The organism is Mesorhizobium sp. M0615 (genome assembly GCF_040320805.1).
GTDB lineage: Bacteria > Pseudomonadota > Alphaproteobacteria > Rhizobiales > Rhizobiaceae > Mesorhizobium.
On sequence record NZ_JAMYQI010000006.1, the window covers coordinates 83,979 to 108,338 of the forward strand.

Consider the following 24,360-nt stretch of genomic DNA (forward strand, 5'->3'; position numbering starts at 1 on the left):
TTCTTGGGTTCCTCGCCCCCGCAAAGCGGGGCGAGGAACTTGAGCTTCGTCTACTCGCTCTCTCCCGCCAGCGCCGGCACCGCCACACCCGCCAGTTCCGCCGCCAGCAGCCGCGCCGCACCCGCCCGTGCGATGCGCAGCATCAGCGCCTTGCGCGTTGCCGCCGCCATCCGGTGCTCGGGCGCATCGCGCAGAATCTCGGCGCCGTAGCCGTCGGAGAGGATGAAGCCGCATTCCTCGGGGAAGATATCCGATGGCACGCCCGGATGGGTGGCGAAGAAGAAGCGGTCGGAGTGCAGCCGGTAGTCAGGCCATTTGCGGTCGACGCGGAAATCCTCGATCGAGGATTTGACCTCGATGATCCAGATATCGCCCTGCCGGGTCAGCGCCACAAGGTCGGCGCGCCGCCCGGTGGCCAGCGACAGTTCGGGCAGCACATGCATGCCCATTTGCATCAACAGCCTCTGCACGCCGCGCCGCACCAGCATGGCGCGTTCGGACTGGCGGCCGTCGATGAGAGGATTGAGGGGAATCGGTGAAATGATCGGCATGGCAGCCACCATGCCAGATTTTGTTCACGGTTTGAACCCATGCTTGGGCAAAAATCCGATTGACAAGCTCGGCCAGATAGGAATATAATCCTGTTACGATTAGTAATCTGAGACGCATGTCACGTCATGGGCAAGACGCCACGGGAAGTACTGCGGACAATCCTGCGTTGGATCGAATCTTTGATCGGTGCCTTCTTCGCGTTTTTGAGAAGGGGATGGCCGAGAAGGTCCTGAGGTCCCGCACTGAGCGGGGTCCGGCCGCTTATGCCACCGCCGAAGCGTCCCTGCCTTCGCTTGGCGCACTCTCCGCCATATTAATCATCGCGGAGAATGCGACTCAACGCCCACGAGGAAAGTCCTTACGATGTTCAATAAGCTTGCGCCTGCGCTCGTCGTTGACGTTATGGCGGCGCTTGGAAGGTGGTTTGACTGTAACAAGTTTCTTGGCGGCTTCTACCTTGGCTGGTCGATCGCCTTTGGACTTAACACGGTTGCCGCGCTCTACCTCTTTTGAGATATTTTCAACCGCCTCCACTTGCCGGGTAAGCGCCTCAATAGCTTGCTGATAGAACTGTGTCGTTTCCTTGCCGTCTTCGCGCTGGAGATGAAGGCTAATCAATGAAACGAGCAATGCAATCGTGGGCAGACCAAAGGTGAACATCTTCGCGATCAATCCACCAAATGCGGGATCGATTTGAGCCGCCTGCTGCACTGCCTCTTGAGGCGTAATCTCGCTTCGTTGTAACCGCTCCGCGATATCAAGTAGGGCCTTAAGCGCTTCAGGTGAGATGCTAGGATCAAGCAAATACTTAAGCTGGTTGTTTGATTCTGTGTACGTGCCCGGCAGTATCTCTGAATCGCGCCCGCATCGCGGACAGCTCACCATACTATTGGTTATCCTCACGCTGGCCCCGCCAGATATCTGTATCGCACCAAGCGCTTGAAAAAGCCCGTGGACCGGACAAAAAGCCATCGGTGAAGGCATGCATAATTCCTCCCAAGCCCAGACGGAACGATATCACGTTTATGTCGATTCGTGGTTTGGGTGCGCGAAATATACAATCCCCTTTCGCAGGGCGATTATCTACTTTACCAACGCGCCCTGCCGATTGATCCCCGCTATGCTGGAGATAAGCTACTGGGGGAGGCAAAGCATGAAGCGGAGAACCGTACTCACCGCGTTGCTCGTATCGTTGGGCACGATAGGCCTAATCTTGCTGGGGATTGGCCTTCTTGCTAGCGCGGGAATCGTAGCTGAGAAGGGTACTTGGCCGCATATTGTCGGTGGCTTCACTGCGGTATTGATGATGCCGATAGCTTTTGTGGCGTTTCTGTCCTGTATGTTTTCAGTTCTGACCACCCTTCTTTTTGCGGCTCTGCCGCGAGAGAAGCTGATCCCCTATCTAAGAGCGTGGCCATTCAAGTTTTTGCTCTGGAAGGAAGTCAGAGAAGAGTTTGAACCTACCTCAAGCTAGGTCTGCTTCTTACTCGTTCGGTCTGAAGGTGGCGGTCGCTTTCGGATTTTGACCCCAGCATCCGCGCGCCTCATCAGACGATTATTCGGTTGACAAACCTGGGTGACGGCTTGGTCCGAGCGTCTTCCGCGATCGCACCATATTAGTCTGGGTGCAGTCTGGTATTGATCCGCAGCGGCCCTATGTCGTGCCGATCGACTTCCGTTCTTAGCTATAAATCGGCCGGACTAAAGTCTTACGTCGTGAGCGCGAAGGTCTGATGTAACCGCTTTGGTTCCGTTCTTGTCCATTGGACGTTCCGTAATTTTAGCCAAATGAGATATAGACCTTTGGAGGTTTTTCCTGCGCGTCCGGCGCCCAGTCTATCCCGGCGCCCGTGCTTCAAACCGTGGCCCGCCTGTCTGCGGCCTGCGCAGCCCCCGCAATGTCATCCAAAATCGGGCAATCCGGCCGGTCGTCACCATGGCAGGCCTGGATCAGCGTCTGCAAGGTCGTGCGCATCGACTGCAGCTCGCGCACTTTTTCCTCGATGGCGCTGACATGGGCGGCGGCGATCTCGCGCACATCGTGGCTGGCGCGGCTGCGGTCCCGGTAGAGCGCCATCAGCTGGCGGCAATCGTCGATTGAAAAGCCGAGGTTGCGGGCACGGCGCAGGAAGGCCAGCCGATGGATGTCGTCGCTGGAATAATCGCGATAGCCATTGCCGGCGCGCGCCGGCGCGATCAGGCCGATCTCTTCATAGTAGCGGATGGTCTTGGCCGGCAGGCCGGACCGCGCCGCGGCATCGCCTACATTCATTGTGATTCCTCGATGTGGTTCCCTGATTCTAGGCTATCCGACAGGGCCGCCCATTGTTTTTCCTTCACAATCCCGTGAGTCCTGTTGCCGAAATGCCATAGTTGACGGCTTACCGGCACGTAAGCTCCTGCATATAGGCATCGCGCGCTTGGCAAGCAAAGCAAATGCCAGCATGAATGATTTCAGGAAAAGCGGCCGTAACGTGTCGCGACATCTTGGCGGGGCATCGGACCATTTCATGCGCATGAAGTCATTTGCAATCGTCGCCGCACTTGCGTTGTCGGCCGCGATCTCGGGTTGCAGCACGATCGGCTCGCAGCTGTTCACCAACAACTACGGTTCGGTGAACGATGCAGGCTACCAACTGCCGCGCATCCCGATCGAGAGGGTGCCGCTGAAGTACCACCGGCAAGAGGTGAACTACGACACCTCGGAAAAGCCGGGCACCATTGTCGTCGATACCCAGAACAAGTTTCTCTACTTCGTCGAAGGCGACGGCCGGGCGATCCGCTACGGGATCGGCGTCGGCCGCGAAGGCTTTGAATGGCACGGGACCGCCCATATCGCGCTGAAGCGCGAATGGCCTACCTGGACGCCGCCGCGGCAGATGATCCAGCGCCAGCCGGAGCTAGCGAAGTTCGCGAGCGGCATGGAGCCGGGCCTGAAGAACCCGCTCGGCGCGCGCGCCATGTATCTGTTCAACAAGGGCGGTGATATGGGCTACCGCCTGCACGGCAGTCCGGAATGGAATTCGATCGGCAAGGCGATGTCGTCAGGCTGCATCCGGCTGATGAACCAGGACATCATCGACCTCTACGACCGCACGTCGGTCGGCGCCAAGGTCATCGTGATGTAGGACCATGATCCGGAACCGAGGTCCACGAAAGCGAAAAGTGGAACCGGTTTTCGGGAAGATCATGGTCAAAGTAGGCGTTACCCTTCGTACGCGGACCGTCTAGGCAACAACGGACGTCCAAAACAGAAAACCGGGCAATCTGGCCCGGTTTTTTGTTGCTCGCTCGAATGCGTGAAGGGGTCTTAGGAGACCTGCTCGACCTGCTGTACTTCCGGCACGAAGTGGCGGAGCAGGTTCTGGATGCCGTGCTTCAGCGTCGCCGTCGAGGACGGGCAGCCGGCGCAGGCGCCCTTCATGTGCAGGAACACGGTGCCGTTCTCGAAGCCGCGGAAGGTGATGTCGCCGCCATCCTGGGCAACCGCCGGGCGCACCCTGGTGTCGAGCAGTTCCTTGATGGTGATGACCAGTTGCTCGTCGGCCTTGTCGTAGAATTCGCCGGTCTGGCTGGTCTCGGCGGCGGGGCCGGCATTGACCATGACGGGCGCGCCCGACATGAAATGCTCCATGATGGCGCCCAGGATCGCCGGCTTCAGGTGCTGCCAGTCCGGGCCGTCCTTGGTCACGGTGATGAAGTCATAGCCGAAGAAGACGCCGGTCACGCCGGGGATCTCGAACAGCCGGCCGGCCAGCGGCGAGGCGCTGGCTGCACTGTCGGCGTCGCGGAAATCGGCGGTGCCTTCGACAAGCACTTCCTTGCCGGGCAGGAACTTCAGCGTTGCCGGGTTCGGCGTCGATTCGGTTTGGATGAACATGGCCGTCTCCGTGCCCAGTCGGGCAGCTAGTTTGGAATAGTTCTAAATAGGCTCAATCGGCGGGATATTCAAGCGAAACGCATCGCTCAAAACGGCTGGCTGGCGGAATGTCTTTGCTGGCTGGGAATGAATGCCGCGCGGGCTATAAATCCAGGATCGTGATGTTATCCGAACCGCTTCACACTTTCCGGCATCACTCTCTATGCGAGGCTGTCGATCTCCTCGTCAGACAGGTTCTGCGGCACCACTGTGACCGGAATAGGGAAGGCGGCGCCCTTGCCGGCAACAGCCCCGACCAGCGGCCCGGGTCCTTCCTTGCCGGCACCTGCCGCCAGCACCAGGATGGCGATGTCCTGGTCTTCCTCGATCAGCTTGTGGATCTCCTCGGTCGGCTTGCCTTCGCGCACCACCATCTCGGGCTCGATGCCGAGCTTCTGGCGCACCTTGTTGGCGTAGCCGTCGAGTGCCGCGCGCGCCGTGGCGTTGGCTTCCTCGCGCATGATCTTCTCGACGCCCAGCCAGTGCTGAAAGTCGTCCGGTGTGATGATGTAGAGCAGCACCAGCGTGCCGCTGGTGCTCTGCGCCCGCTTGGAGGCGTAGGCGACGGCGCGCTCGCACTCCGGCGTGTCGTCGATGATCGTCAGGAATTTCCTGCGATGGCCGGCTTCGCGACTGAGGCGTTTGGAGACCATGTCTATCTACTCGGTGTTTCGGCCGCAATCTGCCACCGCGACAGACCGGCGGCAAGCCGCCGGCCTTGGGCCAGAATGGTGCGGTGCACTGACGGTAGGATCAGCCCTGCAACAGGCCGATAATGTCGCGTACCGTCTTCATGGTGGTCCCAGCCAGCGCGCCGGCGCGTTCGCCGCCGTCTCTCAGCACCGCGTCGACATAGGCGCGGTCTCCCTCGATACGGCGCATCTCGCCGGCGATCGGCGCCAGTTTTTCCACGGCAAGGTCGGCGAGCGCCGGCTTGAACACGGAAAACTGCTGGCCGCCGAATTCCTTCAGCACGTCCGCCTTCGACATCTCGGCCAGCCCGGCATAGATGCCGACCAGGTTTTCCGCTTCCGGGCGGCTTTCCAGGCCGTCGGCTTCGCTTGGCAACGCTTCCGGGTCGGTCTTGGCCTTGCGGATCTTCTTCGAGATGGTGTCGGCATCGTCGGTCAAATTGATGCGGGACAGATCCGACGGGTCCGACTTCGACATCTTCTTGGAGCCGTCGCGCAGGCTCATGATGCGCGCCGCCGGCCCGCCGATCACCGGTTCGGTTATCGGGAAGAACCCGTTTACCGTCTCTTCGCCAACCTGCATCTCGACGCCGACGCCAAGACTGGCGATGCGGCTCGAAAAATCATTATTGAACTTTTGCGCGATGTCGCGGGTCAGCTCCAGATGCTGCTTTTGGTCCTCGCCCACCGGCACATGGGTGGCGCGGTAGAGCAGGATGTCGGCGGCCATCAGCGAGGGATAGGCAAGCAGGCCCAGCGAGGCGTTCTCGCGGTCCTTGCCGGCCTTGTCCTTGAACTGCGTCATCTTGTTCATCCAGCCGATGCGCGCCACGCAATTGAAGATCCAGGCAAGCTCGGCATGCTGCATCACCCGCGACTGGTTGAAGACGATGTGCTTCTTCGGGTCGATGCCCGAGGCGAGGAAGGCGGCGGTGATCGAGCGGGTCTGGTCTGCGAGGTCATCATGGACGAGTTGTGCCGTCAGCGAATGCAGGTCGACGACGCAATAGATGCAGTCTGACGTGTCCTGAAGCGCAACGAATTTCTTGATGGCGCCGAGATAGTTGCCGAGATGCAGATTGCCGGTCGGCTGTACCCCGGAAAAGACGAGCTGTTTGAAGGCGGTCATGGGTTCCTCATGGCTTGTGGAGGGCCGTATTAAGCGTGTTTCCGAAAAGTTGCAGACCTTTCGGAGCCAATCACGCGGCTGGAAACCACGCGCGGCGAAAGTCTTGCGACGGCGCGCTTATGGACGAAGGGGCGGAGAGGATCAAGACCGGTGTTGCTGTTAGCTCGCCCGGACTATTCGTCCAGATCGGCGTTTGGCGCTGGCGCCGCTGCCTTGCCCGAGCCGCGTTTCACATTGCGCCGGATCATTCCGAAATCGGCGCCGCCGGTGGCGAAAGCCGTGACGAAGTAGAGCAGCGCCCCGCCGGCCACCAATGAGAGAAGCGTCACGGCCTTGATCACCAGTGGGGAGCCGGGGCCGAGCCTGACGGCCAGCCAGTGCTCGGCGAAATAGAGTGCTGTCGCCATCACCGCAGCCGACAGCACCAGGCGCGGAATGCGCTTCAGCAGCGGCGCGTCGCGGCCCCAATGGCCGCGTCGGATCAGCACGGCAAGCAGCATCACAGCGTTGACCCAGCCGGCCACGGCCGAGGCCACCGCAATGCCGGGCGCGCCCATGCTCGGGAACAGCGTCAGTGCCGTGATCACGTTCACGCCGACCGAAATGGCGGCGAACATCATCGGCGTGCGCGTATCCTCGCGGGCGAAATAGCCGGGAGTGAAGGCCTTGATCAGCACGAAGGCCGGCAGGCCGAGGCCAAAGATCGCCAGGATTGCGGCCACTGTCGGCGTCGAGCCGTTGGCGGCGAAGGCGCCGCGCTCATAGACCAGCCGCACGATCGGCTCCGCCATCACCCACAGAGCCGCCGCCGCCGGCAAGGTCATGAACAGGGTGAACTCGACCGAGCGGTTCTGCAGATTGGCCGCCTCGACCAGATTGCCCGATTTCAGCGCCCGCGACAGCTCCGGCAACAGCACGATGGCCACCGCGACGCCGACGACGCCGAGCGGCAGCTGGTAGATGCGGTCGGCGTAAGCAAGCGAGGACACGGCGCTGTCCTGCGCCGACGCGATCGCCGTGCCGATCAGCTGGTTGATCTGGGTGATGCCGCCGGTGATCGCCGCCGGCAGCGCCAGGATCAGCAGGCGCTTGACGTTGGGCGTCATCTTCGGCCGGCGAAAGCCGATGGCGATGCCGGCATTGCGCACCGCCACCCAGACGATGGCAAGCTGCACCAGCCCCGCCGCCAGCACGCCCCAGGACAGGCTGAAACCGACCTCACGGGCATCCATGCCGTGGTACCAGGCGTAGCCGAGCACGCTGATCAGGATGATGTTGAGGAAAGCCGGCGCCACGGCAGCCGCGAAATAGCGGCGCAGCGAATTCAGCATGCCGGCCATCATCGCTGCGAGCGACATGCAGATGAGATACGGGAACATGATCGTCGCCAGCAGGACGGTCGTCTCGAATTTGCCCGGCGTGTCGGCAAAGCCCGGCGCCACGAGATAGCGCACGATCAGCGGCATCGCCAATTCCATGACGATGGTCAGCGCCAGAAGTGCGGTGAACAGGACGCCGAACACTTCCTCCGAAAAGCGCTTGGCGCCGTCGGTGCCGTGGGTCTCGATCTCCTTGGCAAACAGCGGCACGAAGGCGGCGTTGAAAGCGCCTTCGGCAAACAGCCGGCGAAACGTGTTTGGAAACTGGAAGGCGGCGTTGAAGGCGTCCGCCACCGGCCCGGTGCCGAGTGCGGCAGCCATCAGCATCTCGCGGCCAAAGCCAAGGGCGCGGCTCATCAGCGTGCCGGACGCAACCGTGGCGAATTTCTTGACGAGGCTCATGCGCGGGGAGATTGCCTGGATGATTGGGACAAAGGGGATGATTGGGACAAAGGGGGTGATTGGGACAAAGTGATGGTCACTCGGCCGCCGCCTTGGCCTTGCCGCCGCGCTCTGGGACAACGCCTTCAAGCGCCGCGATCAGCCTGGCGTGGATGGTGGCGGTGCGTGCCGGGTTGTCGATCTTCTGCCCCGTAAGGTCGGTGACATAGAAAGTGTCGATCACCTTCTCGCCGAAGGTGGTGATGTGAGCCGAGGCGATGTCGAGCGAGAGATCGGACAACGCACTGGTGATTTCCGACAACAGCCCAGGCCGGTCCAGTCCCTCGACCTCGATCACCGAAAACCGGTTCGACAGCGTGTTGCGGATTTCGGCGCGCGGCGGAATCTTGAACACCTTGGCGCCGCGCCGCGGCCGGGTGCGCTTCTCGATCATCTCCGGCAGCCAGCTCTTGCCCGACAGCACGTCCTCGATCAGCCGGCCGACGCGCTCGGCGCGACGGCGCTCATCCTCATCGCGGTCGAATTCCCGTGAGATCAGGATGATGTCCAGCGCGCGGCCGTCGGACGTGGTGAAGATCTGCGCGTCGACGATGTTGCCGCCGGCGCCGGCACAGGCGCCGGCAATAACCGAAAGCAGGCGCGGATGGTCCTGCGCCAGCACGGTGATCTCGGTCACCGCCTCGAATTGGTGGGTCCTGACCACGGTGGCGAGCTTCTTGCCTGCCGCGTCGGCTTCGCGGATGAATTCGGCATGGCGCAACTGATCGGGGAGGTCGACCGTCAGCAGATAGTTCTCGTAATGCAGGCCGACATAGCGCTTGCGGGCCTTGTCCGGCCAATCGGCCAGCGCCTCGGCCAGCCGCTCGCGCGCCGCCGCCGTCCGCTTGGCGCGCGACACTTCCGAGAAGCCGCCGGTCAAAAGCAGTTCGGTCTCGTAGTAGAGCGTGCGCAGGAGCTGGCCCTTCCAGCCGTTCCACACGCCCGGCCCGACACCCCTGATGTCGCAGACGGTCAGGATCAACAGCATTTTCAGCCGCTCGACCGATTGCACGATCGAGGCGAAATCCTCGATCGTCTTGCGGTCGTTGAGGTCGCGCGTCTGCGCCGTCATCGACATCACCAGATGGTTCTCGACCAGCCAGGCGACTGTCTCGGTGTCGGCCGCCGACAGCCCCATATGCGGGCAGATGCGGCGCGCGATCCGGGCGCCGGCCTCTGAGTGATCCTCCGGCCGGCCCTTGGCGATGTCGTGCAGCAGCACCGCGACATAGAGTGCCTCGCGGCTCTTCTCTAGCCCCGGCATCAGCGTGTGCGAGAGCGGATGCACCTTTTCGCCGTCGCCGCGCTCGATCTCGGCCAAGACGCCGATGCAGCGGATCAGGTGCTCGTCCACCGTATAGTGGTGGTACATCGAGAACTGCATCATGGCGACTATTCTGCCGAAATCGGGGATCAGCCTGCCGAGCAGGCCGGCCTCGTTCATACGCCGCAAATTAAGCTCGGCATTGCGGTCCGAGGTCAGGATGTCGAGGAACAGCCGGTTGGCCTCCTCGTCGCGCCGCAGCGACTTGTTGACCAGACCGAGCGAGCGGGTGAGCAGCTTCAGCGCATCGGGATGGAACTCCAGCCCGTGCTTGTCGGCGAACCAGAACAGCCTGAGCAGATTGACCGGGTCGCGCTCGAACACGCTGTCGTCGGCGACGTTGATGCGGTGATTGTCGACAATGAAGTCCGACGTGCCTGCCAGCTTGCGCTTGCGGCGCTGGAAGGTGAGGAAGATGCGGTTGAAGCCGGGCACATGCTTGGCCTGCTCTTCCTCGAGCGCGGCGCAGAAGATGCGGGTGAGGTCGCCGACATCCTTGGCGACGAGGAAGTAGTGCTTCATGAAGCGCTCGACCGCCGACAGACCGGGATGGGTGGTGTAGCCGAGACGTTCGGCAATCTCGCGCTGGATATCGAAATGCAGCCGTTCCTCTGGCTTGCCGGTGAGGAAATGCATGTGGCAGCGCACCGCCCAGAGGAAATCCTCGGCCTTGAGGAATTCCCGGTATTCGGCCTCGGTGAACACAGCCTTGTCGACCAGTTCCTCGCCTGTGCGCACGCGATAGAAGTATTTGGCGATCCAGAACAGCGTCTGCAAATCGCGCAGGCCGCCCTTGCCGTCCTTGACGTTGGGCTCGACCAGATAGCGGCTTTCGCCGGCCTTGGCATGGCGATCGTCGCGTTCGGCGAGCTTGGCCTGCACATATTCCGGTCCGGTGGTGCGCACCACTTCATGGTCGAAGCGGGTGAGCAATTCGTCGAAGAGCTTCTGTTCGCCCCACAGGAACCGCGCTTCCAGGATCGTGGTGCGGATGGTGATATCGCTGCGCGACAGTCTGAGACACTCGTCGATGTTGCGGGTGGCGTGGCCAACCTTCAACCCGAGGTCCCACAGCATATAGAGCATATATTCGACGATCTGTTCGCCCCACGGCGTCTGCTTGTAGGGCAGCAGGAACAACAGGTCGATGTCGGAGCCCGGCGCCAGCGTGCCGCGGCCATAGCCGCCGACGGCAACGACCGCCATGCGCTCTGCGGTCGAGGGGCTTTTCACCCGGTAGACGTGGGTCGCGGCGAACTCGTAGAGGGCGCGGATGATCTCGTCCATCAGATGCGACAGCCGGGCGGCGCATGCCGTGCCGCTGCCATCGTCCATCAGCATGCGCTCGGCAACCTTGCGGCCCTCGGTCAGCCGATCCTTCAGCAGCCGGAGCGCACCGACGCGCGCGCCGGGCTCGGCGCCGCTGGCCGCCGAGATCAGCGCCGTCATGTCGCGGCGCAAAGCCTCGCTGTCGATCAGCGCGTCGAGCTTGAGGGAGATTTTTGCCATGGATTGCCGGTGGGCCTCGCCTTTGCGCGGCGTCTATAGCGCGTTTTCACGGCGCTGTGTATGGGGCGGACGGACGCGTCGGCCGCGATACCAGAAAGGGATGATCATCTCGCGCCGGAGCCGGAAGAGATCGGCGATCTGCCGCGTCAACCGCCTGGTCTCGATCCTTACCTTGGCGGTGATTGGCCTGGGGCGCCGTTTACCTATCCCGCTTGCCACCCATTCCTCTGTTCGCTCCTGCTTGAGCAGGCTTGGCAATCTCACCGGACTGTCGCCGAGGAATTGTGCCTGCAGGCACAATGCTGGGACGAGTTGGTAAATGACCTTGTCGGACGAGGTCGCAAAACGCGGATTGAAGATGAGGTGATCGACGGGAATGCTGATCTCATTCGTTGCCGCAAGAAGGTCCCGCGCGGCCTGTCTGGACAGGATGTATCCCGCCGTACCGATATGGAGCCCGTGCAGTCTGCTCGCAGAAAAACCGTGGCCGCAGGCAACTTGCTTGCGTGAAATTACGGTCCGGTTGAAGAACGTTTCCAACTTGACGATGTCCGCATCGGCGGGAATCCAGCCCGCATCGGCAAGCAAAGCGCCGGCTTTGTCCGGGAAAACGACATCGTCCTCGAAAATCGCCGCGTAAGCATCCTCACCTGCAGCGATCATCGACCAACACTGTTGGTGGCTGAGCAGGCATGCAATCTCGGCGTCGGCCAGACGCAAATGCTTCTTGCCCTGCGGCATTTCGGCCAGATCCGGCCGATCTCGCGCATCGATGGCGGCGACCCGCTCAAACGCGATGCCGATGCGGGCGAACTCCGCCGTTACATGGGCGAGGCGATCGCGGGACCGATCGAGATTGATAATCAGGCATTTCATTTGGGTGGGATCGATGCAGTGGGACGCGCGTCCATAGCATGGGAACAAAGTTGCGTAAGCGATTTTCCCTCGATGTGTGCGATGAGGGCCATGATCGAAAAGTGGAAATCGCCCCTTGACCTTCCAGTTACTGGAAGCACTACCCCCTCACCCAGACAGATATAAGGCATTTTTCGATGGCGCATTCCGAGCATCACCACCACGCGGCCGATGGCAGCTGCTGTGCGGCAAAGGCTGCTGAGCCGGCCGCCGAAGCCGTGGTGCGCGATCCGGTCTGCGGCATGAGCGTCGATCCGGCCGCGGGCAAGCCGACGGCCGAGCATGGCGGCCGTCTCTTTCACTTCTGCAGCGAGGGTTGCCGTACGAAATTCGTCGCCGGGCCCGAAAAATACCTGACCGCCACCGACCCCGTCTGTGGCATGAGTGTCGACCGCGCTACCGCCAGGCATTTTTTCCGCCACGAAGGCCAGGGTTTCTATTTCTGCTCGGCCGGCTGCCAGGCGAAGTTCGAGGCCGAGCCACAAAACTATCTCGGCGACAGGCCGGCGGCGTCGCCGGTGCCGAAAGGCACGCAATACACCTGCCCGATGCATCCCGAAGTGATAAGAGACAAGCCCGGCTCCTGCCCGATCTGCGGCATGGCGCTTGAGCCGATGGGCGTTCCCACTGGCGATGAGGGGCCGAACCCCGAACTGGTAGACTTCACCAGACGGTTCTGGGTCAGTGCGATGCTGTCCGTGCCGCTGCTGATCGTTGCCATGGCGCCGATGCTCGGCCTGACGTTCCAGGCGTTTGTCGACGGGCGAACGATGGTCTGGCTGGAATTGGCGCTGGCCAGCCCGGTGGTGCTGTGGGCGGCCTTCCCCTTCTTCCACCGCGGCTGGGAGTCGCTGGTCAACCGCAGCCCCAACATGTGGACGCTGATTTCGCTGGGTGTGGGTGCGGCCTACCTCTACAGCGTCGTCGCCGCACTGTTTCCGGACATCTTTCCGCATCAGTTCCGTGGCCATGGCGGCACAGTGCCGGTCTATTTCGAGGCAGCCGCCGTTATCGTCGCGCTGGTATTCCTCGGTCAGGTCCTCGAATTGCGGGCGCGCGAGAAGACCGGCTCGGCCATCCGTGCGCTGCTCGACCTGGCGCCGAAGACGGCACGGCTGATCGGGGAGGACGGCTCCGAGACCGACGTGCCGCTCGATGCGGTCAAGACCGGCGACCACCTGCGCCTCCGTCCGGGCGACGCCGTGCCGGTCGACGGCATTGTAACGGAAGGCCGTTCCTCCATCGACGAATCGATGATCTCGGGCGAGCCGCTGCCGGTCGAAAAAACGAAAGGCGATGCCTTGACCGGCGGCACGCTCAACAAGAACGGTTCGCTGATCATGCGCGCCGAAAAGGTCGGCTCCGAAACGACGCTTTCGCGCATCGTCGAGCTGGTCGCAAAGGCGCAGCGTTCGCGCGCGCCGATTCAAGGTTTAGCCGATCGCGTCTCCTTCTACTTCGTGCCGGCCGTCGTGCTGGTCGCGCTCGCGGCCTTTGCCGCCTGGGCGATCTTCGGTCCCGAACCCAGCTTGATCTTTGCCATCGTCTCGGCGGTGTCGGTGCTGATCATCGCCTGCCCCTGCGCGCTCGGCCTGGCGACGCCGATGTCGATCATGACCGCCACCGGGCGCGGGGCGCACGCGGGCGTGCTGATCAAGGAGGCGGGCGCGCTCGAGCGCTTCGCTTCGGTCGACACGTTGATCGTCGACAAGACCGGCACATTGACCGAAGGCAAGCCTCGCTTGACCGATGTCGTCGCTGCCGAAGGCCTGTCTGAGAATGAATTGCTGGCGCTCGCCGCCGGCCTGGAAAAAGGCTCGGAGCATCCGCTGGCCGAGGCCATTGTCGGCGGCGCCGGCGAACGCGGCCTGACGCTCGTTGAGGCCGGCGGCTTCGACGCGGTCACCGGCAAGGGCGTATCCGGCACGGTGTCTGGCAGGAAGGTTTCGCTCGGCAACGCCGCCATGATGGCCGATGTAGGCATCGACACCGCTTCCCTGTCGGCCAGGGCCGAGGCGCTGCAGGCAGAAGGCAAGACGGCGATGTTCGTTGCGGTGGACAAAAGACTGGCCGGCATTGTCGCGGTCGCCGATCCGGTCAAGGCAACGACAGCCGAGGCGATCAGGGCGCTGCACGACAGAGGGTTGCGGATCATCATGGCGACCGGCGACAATGAACGCACGGCGCGTGCCATCGCCAAAAGCCTTGGCATTGACGAGGTGCGCGCCGGCCTGCTGCCGGAACAAAAGGCCGCCCTTGTCGAGGAGTTGCGTGCGAAAGGTGCGGGCGTCGCCATGGCCGGCGACGGCGTCAACGATGCGCCGGCCTTGGCCAGCGCCGATGTCGGCATCGCCATGGGCACCGGCGCCGATGTCGCTGTCGAGAGCGCCGGCATTACGCTGGTCAAGGGCGATCTCAACGGCATCGTCAGGGCGCGAACGCTCGCCCAGGGGACTATCCGCAACATCCGCCAGAATCTGTTTTTCGCCTTCCTCTACAATGTGCTTGGCGTGCCGGTTGCTGCCGGCGTGCTCTATCCGCTCACCGGCACGCTTTTGTCGCCGATGCTGGCGGCGGCGGCCATGAGCCTGTCTTCGGTTTCGGTCATCGCCAACGCATTGCGGCTGCGGACGTTGAAACTCTGAGCAAAGCCCCCAGATACGAATTTCAATCAACAGGAGATCATGGATGACCTTGGCTAAGAAAATCGTGCTTTTGATGATGGCGGCGGGAATGCTGCTTGCCGTTTTCCTCGAAAGCGTCCCGGCGCAATCCGAAGAGATGAAACACGACATGGGCGCGATGGGGGCGCAAGGTCCTTCGACCGACGGCTACAAGGCGGCGATGGACAAGATGCACACCGACATGATGATCGAATATTCCGGCAATGCCGATGTCGATTTCGTGCGCGGCATGATCCCGCATCATCGGGGCGCGATCGACATGGCCAAGGTGGAACTCGCCAATGGCAAGGATCCCGAAATCCGCAAGCTGGCCGAAGATGTCATCGCCGCGCAGGAAGCCGAGATCGCCAAGATGCAGGCTTGGCTCGCCGCCCATCCGGCGAAGTAAGGCAGCAACCGGCCATGCCGGAGAGATCGATTCTGGATTTCTCTCCGTGGTTGTGATGCCATTCACATCGATTACACGGCGCCAGGAGCCTACATGCCATCGACGATAAGAGCCACCACGCTGCCTTCGGGCGAGGCCGTCCAGGTGCTGGGACAGGGCACATGGAAGATGGGCGAAGATTCCCGCCGCCGCGCCGGGGAGGTCAATGCCCTGAAGCTCGGGCTGGACCTCGGCATGACGTTGATCGACACCGCCGAAATGTATGCCAGCGGCGGCGCCGAGGAGGTGGTGGCGGAAGCCATTGCCGGGCGCCGCGACGAACTCTTTCTTGTCTCCAAGGTATTGCCGTCCAATGCCTCGCGCGCCGGCGTGGCGCGGGCCTGCGAAAACAGCTTGAAGCGCCTGCGCACCGACCGCATCGATCTCTATCTCCTGCACTGGCCGGGCAGTGTGCCTCTATCTGAAACCGTCGAGGCGTTCGAGGCGCTGAAGGAGGCCGGCAAGATACGCCACTGGGGTGTCAGCAATTTCGACACCGACGAGATGGAGGAGTTGACCGGCCTGTCGTCTGGCGATCATGTCCAGACCAACCAGGTGCTCTACAATCTGTCGCGGCGCGGCCCCGAATTCGATCTCGCGCCATGGAGCCGGCAGCGCGGCGTCCCGCTGATGGCCTATTCGCCGGTCGAGCAGGGCGCGCTGGCGCGCAATTCCAGGCTGGAAACCATCGCCGCCCGCCACAACGCCACGGCAGCACAGATCGCGCTTGCCTGGGTGATGGCGCAGCCCGGTGTCATCGCCATCCCGAAGGCCAGCAGCCAGGAGCACGTCCGCCAGAATGTCGCCGCGCACGATATCAGGCTGACGGCCGAAGACCTCGCCGAACTCGACCGCGCCTTTCCACCGCCGACGCGCAAACGCGGCCTGGAGATGATCTAGATTGGAACGGGTTTCGACCGGGTATCATCATACGGCGTATAGAGTCGGAGCCATGACGGTCACGTCGCTGCGCGACGGTTACGTCGACATGCCAATCAAGCGGCTGCGCCAGCCCGGAGACCGGACATTCGGTGACAACCTGCCCTCGCATGTACCGCTCGTCGACGGTGCGCTCAGGCTGTCGGTCAACGCCTTCGCCATCGATGACGGCGACGACATCACGCTGATCGACACAGGGGCTTCGAACGCCTGGCACCCGACAATGGGGCACCTGCCCGAGGCGCTGCGCGAGGCGAAGATCGCCACCGACCGGATTCGGACTGTTGCTTTCACCCACACCCATCTCGACCATATACACGGGCTCATCCTTGCCGATGGTGGCGACGGCTTCCCGCAGCTCTCTCGCCTGCTTGTCCCGCGCGCTGAGCTCGGCATGTTTCGCGACGTGGCGAGGCTGGAACGCTTCCACGATCGCGCCCAGCCTCTCGATGCTGGACAGCGCGTCAGCGCTGACATCGATACGATCGGCTCCGCTGGCCATGAAGCCGGCCACACTTGCTTTCGCGTTGTGAGCGCAGGCGAAACACTGTTGATCTGGGGCGACATCGTACATGTGCCGTCGCTTCAATTCGATCGACCCGAGATCACGTGGGAATTCGACGCAGACCAGCAGCAGGCGAGGGCAAGCCGGTTGCAAATGCTGGCGCTTGCGGCCAACAACGACTGCTACGTCGCCGGCGCGCATCTTGATTCGCCCGGCGTCGGCCGGGTTTTTCGAACCGAGACGGCTTTCCGCTTCGAGCCCTTGTAGCACTCTAGCCGAGCGCCGCCCGCGCCCGTCGCAACGCGCGCGAAAACACTGCGGTGTCGTCGAAGGCGCGTGCCAGCGTGAGCGCGCCCTGGATGGCGCCGACCGCTTCTTCGGCGAGTTCGTCCGCCCTGTCAGCGCTGTGCCCGCTTCGGGTCAGCGCTTCGGCAAGATGCGCCACCCAGCGGCCGAAATAGCTTTTGATCGCAATGGCGAAGAGGTCGCGGGATTCGTCCAGCGCGAAGGCGCCGATCAGGCACACCCGGCGTCCCGAGCGGAAATAGCTGTCGGCCGCTTCGAACATCCGATCGATGCCCGTGCGAGGGTAGGCCCTGTCCTGCAACGGCACGAAGACATTCTCCTCGAACCAGCCATCTATATGGGCAATGACAGCCGCCGCCATCTCTTCCTTGCCGCCGGGGAAGAAGTGATAAAGGCTGCCTTTGCCTAGGCCGGTCGCCGCACCGATCCGCGCCAGGCTCGCCCCTTCATAGCCGTGTTCGCGGAAAACCTCGCCGATGATGGAGAGCAAATCGGCGCGATCGAGCGCGATCCTGCGCATGCGCTAGTTTTTCCGCTTGAGCATGATCTTTGCCGAAAACCGCGACACAGTTCTAGGGATCACACTCTAAAGTCCGAGTTCGGTCAGGCCGGGATGGTCGTCCGGCCGGCGGCCGAGCGGCCAGTGATATTTGCGCTCACCCTCAGCGATCGGCAGGTCGTTGATGCTGGCGACGCGCCTACGCATCAGTCCATCCGCGTCAAATTCCCAATTCTCATTGCCGTAGGAGCGGAACCAGTGGCCACTGTCGTCGCGCCATTCATAGGCAAAGCGCACCGCGATGCGGTTGTCGTTCCAGGTCCAGACCTCCTTGATCAGCCGGTAGTCCAGCTCGCGCGCCCATTTGCGCGTGAGGAAGGAGACGATCTCATTTCTGCCCGAGACGAACTCGGCGCGGTTGCGCCAGGTGCTGTCTTGCGTATAGGCGAGCGAAACCCGTTCGGGATCGCGGCTGTTCCAGGCGTCTTCGGCCATGCGCGCCTTCTGCGCGGCGGTCTCGGCGGTGAAGGGCGGCAGCGGCGGACGGCTCATGTCACTCTCCCATCGGCAAAGGCGATGGCGAGCATTGTACCAAACGGTACAATTGGTCAAGGCTGAAATCGGACTAGGTTTTCCCCGCCAGCCCCTTCAGCCGGTAGAGCGCTTCCAGCGCCTCGCGCGGCGTCATCTCGTCTGGATTGATCTCACCCAGCGCTGCGCCCAATGCGTCGCTCTTCGCAGGCTTTGCCGCTTCCCGCTTCATTGCCACCGAAAACAGCGGCAGATCGTCGACCAGCCGGTTGGCCTTGCCGGAGACATCGCCTTCCTCGAGCTGATGCAGCACCTCTTTGGCGCGGCCGACCACCGCTTCCGGCAGACCGGCAAGGCGAGCGACCTGAACGCCATAGGAGCGATCGGCGGCACCCTTGCCGACCTCGTGCAGGAAGACGACGTCGCCTTCCCATTCCTTGACCCGCATGGTGACGTTGGAAAGGCGCGGCAGTTTGCCGGACAGCGCCGTCATCTCGTGGAAATGGGTGGCAAAGATCGCCCGGCAGCGGTTCTTCTCGTGCAGGTACTCGACCGCCGCCCAGGCGATCGACAGGCCATCGAAAGTGGCGGTGCCGCGGCCGATTTCGTCGAGGATCACCAGCGCCCGCTCACCGGCCTGGTTGAGGATCGCCGCCGTCTCGACCATCTCGACCATGAAGGTGGAGCGGCCACGCGCCAGATCGTCCGAGGCGCCGACGCGCGAGAACAACCGGTCGACGACGCCGATATGGGCCGATGTCGCCGGCACGAAGGAACCGGTTTGGGCGAGGATGGCGATCAGTGCGTTTTGCCGCAGGAAAGTCGACTTACCGCCCATATTCGGACCGGTGAGCAGCCAGATCGCGCCGGCCTTGGCCCCGTCTTGCGGCGACAGATCGCAATCATTGGCGACGAACGGCCCTTCGCCCGAACGCCGCAGCGCCTGTTCCACCACAGGATGGCGCCCGCCCGAAATGTCGAAGGCAAGGCTGGAATCGACCAGCGGCCGGCACCAGGCTTCACTCTCCGACAACAGCGCGAGCGCCGCCGACACGTCAAGTACGGCAAGCGCATCGGCGCCGGCGCGAATTTTTTGCGCCTCGGCGACCGCCTCTGTCGTCAGCGTGTCGAAAGCGGCAAGCTCGATGCTCAGCGCCCGGTCGGCGGCATTGGCGATTTTGGTCTCGAGTTCGGCAAGTTCGGTCGTGGTGAAACGCATGGCGTTGGCCATGGTCTGGCGGTGGATGAAGCGCGCCTTGGCGCCGTCGCTTCCGGTCATGATTGAATGGTGGTTGGCCGTCACCTCGATGTAATAGCCCAGCACATTGTTGTGGCGGATTTTCAGCGAGCGGATGCCGGTCTCCTCGATCAGCGAGCGCTCCAGTCCGGCGATCACCTTGCGCGATTCGTCGCGCAGCGCCCGCATTTCGTCGAGCTCGGCATGGTAGCCGCCGCGCACGAAGCCGCCGTCGCGCCTGAGCAACGGCAGTTCCTCGCCAAGAGCCTGGGTCAGATGCTCGGCCAGCGCACGCGGCAGCGCCTTGATCGCGGCAAGTGCTTCCGTCAATTCATGGGGCAGCGCTGTTGCGGCGAAGATTTCGGCAATGGCGCCCGCCGCTTCAAAGCCGGCACGCAGCGCGCCGAGGTCGCGCGGGCCGCCGCGGTTGAGCGCCAACCGCGACAGCGCTCGCGGCATGTCGGCGACGCTCTTCAGGCTTGACCGCACCGCCTGGCAGAGCCGCGTCTCGGCGCGGAAGAACGATACCGAATCAAGCCGGGCGGCAATCGCCGCCGGATCGGTCAGCGGCGCCATCAGCCGGTCGGCGAGCAGCCTGGCGCCGCCGCCGGTGACCGTGCGGTCTATAGCCTTGAACAGCGAGCCGTCGCGGCTGCCCGACAGCGTGCGCAACAGTTCCAGATTGCCGCGTGTCGCAGGATCGATGAACAGCGTCGAGCCCTGCTCCTCGCGTTCGGGACGCGACAAAGGCGGCCGCTCGGCCTTCTGCGTCTTTTCGACATAGGCGATGGCGCCCGAGATCGCCGACAATTCGGCGCGCGAGAAGGCGCCGAAACTGTCCGGCGTCGCCACTTCGAAGAAGCGCGCGATCCGCCCCGCTGCCGAAGCCGAATCGAAAAGCGACGGCGGCTGCGGGCTGGCGACGCGGCCGATGAAGTCGAACACCGGCTTCAGCTCGGGATCGTAAAACACCGGCTCGGCGACGATCAGCTCGCGCGGGTCGACGCGGAAGACATCGGCCAGCAGGCGGTCGGCCGTGGTTTCGGCGACGCGGAAGACGCCGGTCGAGATCTCGATCCAGGCCAGGGCGAAGGCGTCACCGCTGCTGCCGCCCTTCACCCGTCCCAGCGCCATCAGGAAACTCGATTCCGACGGCGCCAGCAATTTGTCCTCGGTGATGGTGCCGGGCGTCACCAGGCGCACCACGTCACGGCGTACGACCGATTTGCCGCCGCGCTTCCTGGCTTCCGCCGGGTCCTCGATCTGCTCGCAGACGGCAACGCGAAAACCTTGGCCGATCAGCTTTTGCAGATAGTCGTCGGCCGCATGCACCGGCACGCCGCACATCGGAATGTCGTTACCCTGGTGCTTGCCGCGCTTGGTCAGGACGATGCCCAGCGCCTTGCTCGCCTTTTCGGCGTCGTCGAAGAACAGCTCGTAAAAATCGCCCATGCGGTAGAACAGCAGAGAATCCGGGTTCGCCGCCTTGATCTCGATATATTGCTCCATCATCGGCGTGACGCTGCCGACGGGCGCAGGCGGTGTCACCCCGGGGGCGTCGGTTTCTGCTGAAGTGTGCATGTTCATGCCCGCACGCTAGCAGATGTGGGTGCGGGGTTTAATGCCGGCGGCCCGAAAAGCAGGGGACGACCGGCCTCGACGGCGGCTTGTGCTCCCTCTACGCCGGGTGAAGCCGTTGGTTGCTTCGGGCGCCAACCAGACCCTATGATCGCCATGGCGGGGATAAGCGGCATGGATCAGGACAAACAGGAGGCGTTCGAAGAGCTGGTCGGTCCGGCTGGATCGGCGCTTGAGCGCCTGCTGCTGTTGGCGGCGCGGCGCGTCCACCGCACCAAAAGCAAGCTTAGGGGGACAGTGCGCAAGCGCGTCCCCTTCCTCCTGCCGTCACGGGGACCGCTGTCCGATCTCGATAGCGGCATCGAGATGTCGCTGCATGTGCTCAGCCGCGACCCGCTGGTGCTCTATGTCCCGATTGGCGGAGCCCGTCCGCTCTATCCGCTGGCGGCCCTTGGCCGGCGCCTGGCGGGACGGCGCGTCACCTTCCTGACGATGCAGACCTGGACCATGGAGCGGCCGGCTGTCATCGCCCGGATGGGCCGCGATCTCGCCTGGTATGCCGGCCGGTTTCCGCTGCACGAAATCATCTTCCTGTGCAACACCGAGGAAGAGCGCCGTCTCGTCGCGGCTGCGGGCGGCAATGCCATCTTCTCCAACCACAATCTGATGGTGTCGGAGGATATATTCCGGCAGCTGCCGGACGTGCCGGTCGAATTCGACGCGGTCTACAATGGCCGCATCTCGCCGATCAAACGCCATCACCTGGCCTTCGACATAGAGCGGCTGGCCCACATCACCTATTCGATCGGCGAATTGCCGCCGGTTGCCGCCCGCGCCTTTGTTCGGCGACTGCAGGCGCGTTCGCCGCTCCACCAGATCGCCAATCCGCTCGTCGACGGCTGGCCGGGCAAGCTGACGGCGCAACAGGTCAACCACGTCTACAACCAGGCCGCCGTCGGGCTGTGCCTGTCGGCCGTGGAAGGAGCGATGTACTCCTCGATGGAATATCTGATGGCCGGCCTGCCGATCGTCAGTACGCCGAGCCTTGGCGGTCGCGACGTCTATTTCGATCCGGATTATTGCATCGTCGCCGATCCGGAACCGGCTGCCATTCGCCGCGCCGTCGAGACGCTGCGAGATCGTGCCATACCGCGTCAGCAGATCCGCCGCCGCACGCTGGAGAAGGTTCACGCCCAGCGCATCGAACTCATGGCGTTCCTGACTGCATTGCTGCGGCGCAAGGGAAGCCGTGCGCCACCCATCGAGACGTGGCCTTTCCCCGGCACAGACGGCATGATGCGGCGGGGAACGGTGCGCGAAATCGCTGCCTTCGTCAGCGAGCCAGAGCCGACGTGACGCCGTTCGACCTCGGGAGATTTCGCTGCGGGCGTGAAGATTGCTTGGCGGTTTACAGCGGTGGCGTGTAGCCTTGATTCAGAAGTTTCAAAAACACACACCCGTCTCAAGGGTGCGGCACCGGCGAGGAAATCAAAAGCATCATGGCCAAGAAAACCGAAAACAGCGGCCCCTCCGTCAGCGCCGAGGAGGCGCTGGAATTCCACGCCATGGGCCGCCCCGGCAAGCTGGAGATCGTCGCCACCAAGCCGATGGCGACGCAGCGCGATCTGAGCCTCGCCTATTCGCCGGGTGTCGCGGTTCCTGTGCTGGCCATTGCCGAAGACCCCAGCCGCGCCTTCGACTACACGACGCGCGGCAACATGGTCGCCGTCATCTCCAACGGCACCGCCATTCTCGGCCTCGGCAATCTCGGCGCGTTGGCCTCCAAGCCGGTGATGGAAGGCAAGGCGGTGCTGTTCAAGCGCTTCGCCGATGTCGATTCCATCGACCTCGAGGTCGACACCGAGGATGCCGACGAGTTCATCAATTGCGTGCGCTTTCTTGGGCCGTCCTTCGGCGGCATCAACCTGGAAGACATCAAGGCGCCGGAATGCTTCATCATCGAGCAGCGCCTGCGCGAACTGATGGACATCCCGGTCTTCCACGACGATCAGCACGGCACCGCCATCATCTCGGCCGCCGGGCTGATCAACGCGCTGGAGATCACCGGCCGCGACATGAAGACCACGAAAATGGTCTGCAACGGCGCCGGCGCCGCCGGTATCGCCTGCATCGAACTGATGAAGGCGATGGGTTTCGCCCCGGAAAACATCATCTTGTGCGACACCAAGGGTGTCGTCTACCAGGGCCGCACCGAAGGCATGAACCAGTGGAAGTCGGCGCATGCGGTCAAGACCGCCACGCGCAGCCTGGCCGAGGCGCTGGATGGCGCCGACGTCTTCCTCGGCCTGTCGGCCAAGGGCGCATTGACCACCGAGATGGTGCAGTCGATGGCCAAGAACCCGATCATCTTCGCCATGGCCAATCCCGACCCGGAGATCACGCCGGAGGAAGTGGCCGAAATCCGCACCGACGCCATCATGGCCACCGGGCGTTCCGACTACCCCAACCAGGTCAACAATGTGCTGGGCTTCCCCTACATCTTCCGCGGTGCGCTGGATGTCAGGGCCACCACCATCAATGACGACATGAAGATCGCCGCAGCGAGAGCGCTGGCCGACCTGGCGCGCAAGGACGTGCCCGACGATGTCGCCGCCGCCTATCAGGGCAACCGGCCGAAATTCGGCCCCAACTACATCATCCCGGTGCCGTTCGATCCGCGCCTGATCTCGGCCATCCCGCTCGCTGTGGCCAAGGCGGCGATGGAGTCGGGCGTCGCCCGCAAGCCGATCCTCGACCTCGACCGCTACGCGCAGGAGCTGTCGGCCCGCCGCGACCCGATCGCCTCGACCTTGCAGCGCATCTACGATCGCGTCCGCCGCCAGCCCAAGCGCATCGTCTTTGCCGAGGGCGAGGAAGAACAGGTGATGCGCGCCGCCGTCTCCTATGTGAACCAGAAGCTCGGCACCGCGATCCTGCTCGGCCGCGACGATGTCATCAAGGAAAACGCCAGGCACGCCGGCATCGACCTCAACAAGCAAGGCATCGAGATCATCAATGCCAGGCTGTCGCGCCGAAACGGCATCTATACCGATTATCTCTACGAGCGCATGCAGCGCAAAGGCTTCCTGTTCCGCGACTGCCAGCGGCTGATCAACAACGACCGCAACCATTTCGCTGCCTGCATGGTGGCGCTGGGCGATGCCGACGGCATCGTCACCGGCGTCACTCGCAACTATTCCACGGCGCTTGACGATATCCGCCGCGTCATCGACGCCAAGCCCGGCCACCGCGTCATCGGCGTCTCGATCGTGCTCGCCCGGGGCAAGACCGTGCTCGTCGCCGACACCGCCGTGCACGATATGCCCAATGCCGAGCAGATCGCCGATATCGCCGAGGAGGCGGCGGGCTTCGCCCGCCGCATGGGCTATGAGCCGAGGCTCGCCATGCTGGCCTATTCGACTTTCGGCCACCCGCAGGGCGAGCGCTCGGAACGCGTCCAGGAAGCGGTACGCATCCTCGACAAGCGCCGCGTCGATTTCGAATATGATGGCGAGATGGCCGCCGACGTGGCGCTCAATGCCCGCGCCATGGCCCAGTATCCATTCATTCGCCTGACCGGACCGGCCAATGTGCTGATCATGCCGGCGTTCCACTCGGCCTCGATCTCGACCAAGATGCTGCAGGAACTCGGCGGCTCCACCGTCATCGGCCCGCTGCTGGTCGGCCTCAACAAGCCGGTCCAGATCGTCTCGCTGAACGCCAAGGATTCGGACATCGTCAACATGGCTGCGATCGCGGCCTATAGCGCGGGAGCCTGATTGGCGGCAAAATCA

20 protein-coding genes are annotated in these 24,360 nt (G+C 63.1%); 8 read left to right on the plus strand and 12 right to left on the minus strand.

All coding sequences use genetic code 11. From position 1 onward, the window contains the following. Nucleotides 1-50: 50 nt before the first annotated feature. Complete coding sequence (locus NKI46_RS11935; protein ID WP_023732523.1) at nt 51-551, minus strand: MmcB family DNA repair protein; 501 nt, start codon at nt 549-551, stop codon at nt 51-53. A 337-nt stretch (nt 552-888) separates the two neighbouring features. Continuing rightward, nucleotides 889-1,536 (minus strand): hypothetical protein, encoded by a 648-nt coding sequence (locus tag NKI46_RS11940; protein WP_352746340.1) that lies wholly within the window; start codon nt 1,534-1,536, stop codon nt 889-891. Nucleotides 1,537-1,705: 169 nt separating this feature from the next. Between NKI46_RS11940 and NKI46_RS11945 the strand changes: the two genes are divergently transcribed. Further along, a complete protein-coding gene (locus tag NKI46_RS11945; protein ID WP_352746343.1) occupies nt 1,706-2,026 on the plus strand; it encodes a hypothetical protein in 321 nt (106 codons plus the stop codon). Between the two features lie 381 nt (nt 2,027-2,407). On the opposite strand, the gene cueR is transcribed toward NKI46_RS11945, so the two are convergent. After that, entirely contained in the window at nt 2,408-2,824 is a 417-nt protein-coding gene (cueR, locus tag NKI46_RS11950; RefSeq protein ID WP_023672853.1) for a Cu(I)-responsive transcriptional regulator, read from the minus strand. A 238-nt stretch (nt 2,825-3,062) separates the two neighbouring features. On the opposite strand from cueR, the gene NKI46_RS11955 reads away from it, so the two are divergent. Beyond that, the gene (locus NKI46_RS11955) at nt 3,063-3,680 is read left to right on the plus strand and encodes a L,D-transpeptidase (protein ID WP_023692663.1); all 618 of its coding nucleotides are present in this window, start codon (nt 3,063-3,065) and stop codon (nt 3,678-3,680) included. A 182-nt stretch (nt 3,681-3,862) separates the two neighbouring features. Here the strand turns inward: NKI46_RS11955 and NKI46_RS11960 are convergent, their stop codons facing one another. The 6 genes from NKI46_RS11960 to NKI46_RS11985 all read right to left on the minus strand — a co-directional run bounded on the left by NKI46_RS11960 (nt 3,863) and on the right by NKI46_RS11985 (nt 11,821). Then, on the minus strand, nt 3,863-4,432 hold the full coding sequence (locus NKI46_RS11960; RefSeq protein ID WP_023685140.1) for a NifU family protein: 570 nt from the start codon (nt 4,430-4,432) through the stop codon (nt 3,863-3,865). Nucleotides 4,433-4,632: 200 nt separating this feature from the next. Further along, nucleotides 4,633-5,124 (minus strand): universal stress protein, encoded by a 492-nt coding sequence (locus tag NKI46_RS11965; RefSeq protein ID WP_023672856.1) that lies wholly within the window; start codon nt 5,122-5,124, stop codon nt 4,633-4,635. A 100-nt stretch (nt 5,125-5,224) separates the two neighbouring features. Further along, nucleotides 5,225-6,292, minus strand: coding sequence for a tryptophan--tRNA ligase (gene trpS, locus NKI46_RS11970; RefSeq protein WP_023738118.1), 1,068 nt, complete (start codon nt 6,290-6,292; stop codon nt 5,225-5,227). Between the two features lie 173 nt (nt 6,293-6,465). Beyond that, on the minus strand, nt 6,466-8,073 hold the full coding sequence (gene murJ / locus NKI46_RS11975) for a murein biosynthesis integral membrane protein MurJ (protein WP_023703110.1): 1,608 nt from the start codon (nt 8,071-8,073) through the stop codon (nt 6,466-6,468). 76 nt (nt 8,074-8,149) lie between these two features. Continuing rightward, on the minus strand, nt 8,150-10,945 hold the full coding sequence (locus NKI46_RS11980; protein WP_023685137.1) for a [protein-PII] uridylyltransferase: 2,796 nt from the start codon (nt 10,943-10,945) through the stop codon (nt 8,150-8,152). Between the two features lie 33 nt (nt 10,946-10,978). Continuing rightward, the gene (locus NKI46_RS11985) at nt 10,979-11,821 is read right to left on the minus strand and encodes a glycosyltransferase family 25 protein (RefSeq protein ID WP_023685136.1); all 843 of its coding nucleotides are present in this window, start codon (nt 11,819-11,821) and stop codon (nt 10,979-10,981) included. Between the two features lie 176 nt (nt 11,822-11,997). Here NKI46_RS11985 and NKI46_RS11990 point away from each other — a divergent pair, with 176 nt between their 5' ends. The 4 genes from NKI46_RS11990 to NKI46_RS12005 all read left to right on the plus strand — a co-directional run bounded on the left by NKI46_RS11990 (nt 11,998) and on the right by NKI46_RS12005 (nt 16,682). Next, on the plus strand, nt 11,998-14,505 hold the full coding sequence (locus tag NKI46_RS11990) for a heavy metal translocating P-type ATPase (protein WP_352746348.1): 2,508 nt from the start codon (nt 11,998-12,000) through the stop codon (nt 14,503-14,505). A 43-nt stretch (nt 14,506-14,548) separates the two neighbouring features. Next, on the plus strand, nt 14,549-14,932 hold the full coding sequence (copM, locus tag NKI46_RS11995; RefSeq protein ID WP_023685134.1) for a CopM family metallochaperone: 384 nt from the start codon (nt 14,549-14,551) through the stop codon (nt 14,930-14,932). A gap of 93 nt (nt 14,933-15,025) precedes the next feature. After that, complete coding sequence (locus NKI46_RS12000) at nt 15,026-15,871, plus strand: aldo/keto reductase (RefSeq protein ID WP_023715573.1); 846 nt, start codon at nt 15,026-15,028, stop codon at nt 15,869-15,871. A gap of 52 nt (nt 15,872-15,923) precedes the next feature. Beyond that, nucleotides 15,924-16,682 (plus strand): MBL fold metallo-hydrolase, encoded by a 759-nt coding sequence (locus NKI46_RS12005; RefSeq protein WP_352459261.1) that lies wholly within the window; start codon nt 15,924-15,926, stop codon nt 16,680-16,682. Between the two features lie 4 nt (nt 16,683-16,686). Here NKI46_RS12005 and NKI46_RS12010 read toward each other — a convergent pair whose 3' ends face one another. From NKI46_RS12010 to mutS, 3 genes are all read right to left on the minus strand, one after another. Beyond that, nucleotides 16,687-17,241 (minus strand): TetR/AcrR family transcriptional regulator, encoded by a 555-nt coding sequence (locus NKI46_RS12010; protein ID WP_352746353.1) that lies wholly within the window; start codon nt 17,239-17,241, stop codon nt 16,687-16,689. A gap of 66 nt (nt 17,242-17,307) precedes the next feature. Beyond that, the gene (locus NKI46_RS12015) at nt 17,308-17,772 is read right to left on the minus strand and encodes a nuclear transport factor 2 family protein (RefSeq protein WP_023715575.1); all 465 of its coding nucleotides are present in this window, start codon (nt 17,770-17,772) and stop codon (nt 17,308-17,310) included. Nucleotides 17,773-17,845: 73 nt separating this feature from the next. Next, a complete protein-coding gene (mutS, locus tag NKI46_RS12020) occupies nt 17,846-20,575 on the minus strand; it encodes a DNA mismatch repair protein MutS (protein ID WP_352459260.1) in 2,730 nt (909 codons plus the stop codon). A gap of 165 nt (nt 20,576-20,740) precedes the next feature. Here mutS and NKI46_RS12025 point away from each other — a divergent pair, with 165 nt between their 5' ends. Together NKI46_RS12025 and NKI46_RS12030 are read left to right on the plus strand one after the other, a co-directional pair. Further along, complete coding sequence (locus NKI46_RS12025) at nt 20,741-21,922, plus strand: glycosyltransferase family protein (protein WP_352459259.1); 1,182 nt, start codon at nt 20,741-20,743, stop codon at nt 21,920-21,922. Between the two features lie 143 nt (nt 21,923-22,065). Then, nucleotides 22,066-24,345, plus strand: a complete 2,280-nt coding sequence (locus NKI46_RS12030; protein WP_023738125.1) for an NADP-dependent malic enzyme — start codon at nt 22,066-22,068, stop codon at nt 24,343-24,345. Nucleotides 24,346-24,360: the final 15 nt, after the last annotated feature.

Bases quoted from the DNA above. Each gene is read 5' to 3' on its own strand.
- NKI46_RS11935 (WP_023732523.1), bottom strand. From the start codon at position 551: ATGCCGATCATTTCACCGATTCCCCTCAATCCTCTCATCGACGGCCGC.
- NKI46_RS11940 (WP_352746340.1), bottom strand. From the start codon at position 1,536: ATGCCTTCACCGATGGCTTTTTGTCCGGTCCACGGGCTTTTTCAAGCG.
- NKI46_RS11945 (WP_352746343.1), top strand. From the start codon at position 1,706: ATGAAGCGGAGAACCGTACTCACCGCGTTGCTCGTATCGTTGGGCACG.
- cueR (WP_023672853.1), bottom strand. From the start codon at position 2,824: ATGAATGTAGGCGATGCCGCGGCGCGGTCCGGCCTGCCGGCCAAGACC.
- NKI46_RS11955 (WP_023692663.1), top strand. From the start codon at position 3,063: ATGCGCATGAAGTCATTTGCAATCGTCGCCGCACTTGCGTTGTCGGCC.
- NKI46_RS11960 (WP_023685140.1), bottom strand. From the start codon at position 4,432: ATGTTCATCCAAACCGAATCGACGCCGAACCCGGCAACGCTGAAGTTC.
- NKI46_RS11965 (WP_023672856.1), bottom strand. From the start codon at position 5,124: ATGGTCTCCAAACGCCTCAGTCGCGAAGCCGGCCATCGCAGGAAATTC.
- trpS (WP_023738118.1), bottom strand. From the start codon at position 6,292: ATGACCGCCTTCAAACAGCTCGTCTTTTCCGGGGTACAGCCGACCGGC.
- murJ (WP_023703110.1), bottom strand. From the start codon at position 8,073: ATGAGCCTCGTCAAGAAATTCGCCACGGTTGCGTCCGGCACGCTGATG.
- NKI46_RS11980 (WP_023685137.1), bottom strand. From the start codon at position 10,945: ATGGCAAAAATCTCCCTCAAGCTCGACGCGCTGATCGACAGCGAGGCT.
- NKI46_RS11985 (WP_023685136.1), bottom strand. From the start codon at position 11,821: ATGAAATGCCTGATTATCAATCTCGATCGGTCCCGCGATCGCCTCGCC.
- NKI46_RS11990 (WP_352746348.1), top strand. From the start codon at position 11,998: ATGGCGCATTCCGAGCATCACCACCACGCGGCCGATGGCAGCTGCTGT.
- copM (WP_023685134.1), top strand. From the start codon at position 14,549: ATGACCTTGGCTAAGAAAATCGTGCTTTTGATGATGGCGGCGGGAATG.
- NKI46_RS12000 (WP_023715573.1), top strand. From the start codon at position 15,026: ATGCCATCGACGATAAGAGCCACCACGCTGCCTTCGGGCGAGGCCGTC.
- NKI46_RS12005 (WP_352459261.1), top strand. From the start codon at position 15,924: ATGACGGTCACGTCGCTGCGCGACGGTTACGTCGACATGCCAATCAAG.
- NKI46_RS12010 (WP_352746353.1), bottom strand. From the start codon at position 17,241: ATGCGCAGGATCGCGCTCGATCGCGCCGATTTGCTCTCCATCATCGGC.
- NKI46_RS12015 (WP_023715575.1), bottom strand. From the start codon at position 17,772: ATGAGCCGTCCGCCGCTGCCGCCCTTCACCGCCGAGACCGCCGCGCAG.
- mutS (WP_352459260.1), bottom strand. From the start codon at position 20,575: ATGAACATGCACACTTCAGCAGAAACCGACGCCCCCGGGGTGACACCG.
- NKI46_RS12025 (WP_352459259.1), top strand. From the start codon at position 20,741: ATGGATCAGGACAAACAGGAGGCGTTCGAAGAGCTGGTCGGTCCGGCT.
- NKI46_RS12030 (WP_023738125.1), top strand. From the start codon at position 22,066: ATGGCCAAGAAAACCGAAAACAGCGGCCCCTCCGTCAGCGCCGAGGAG.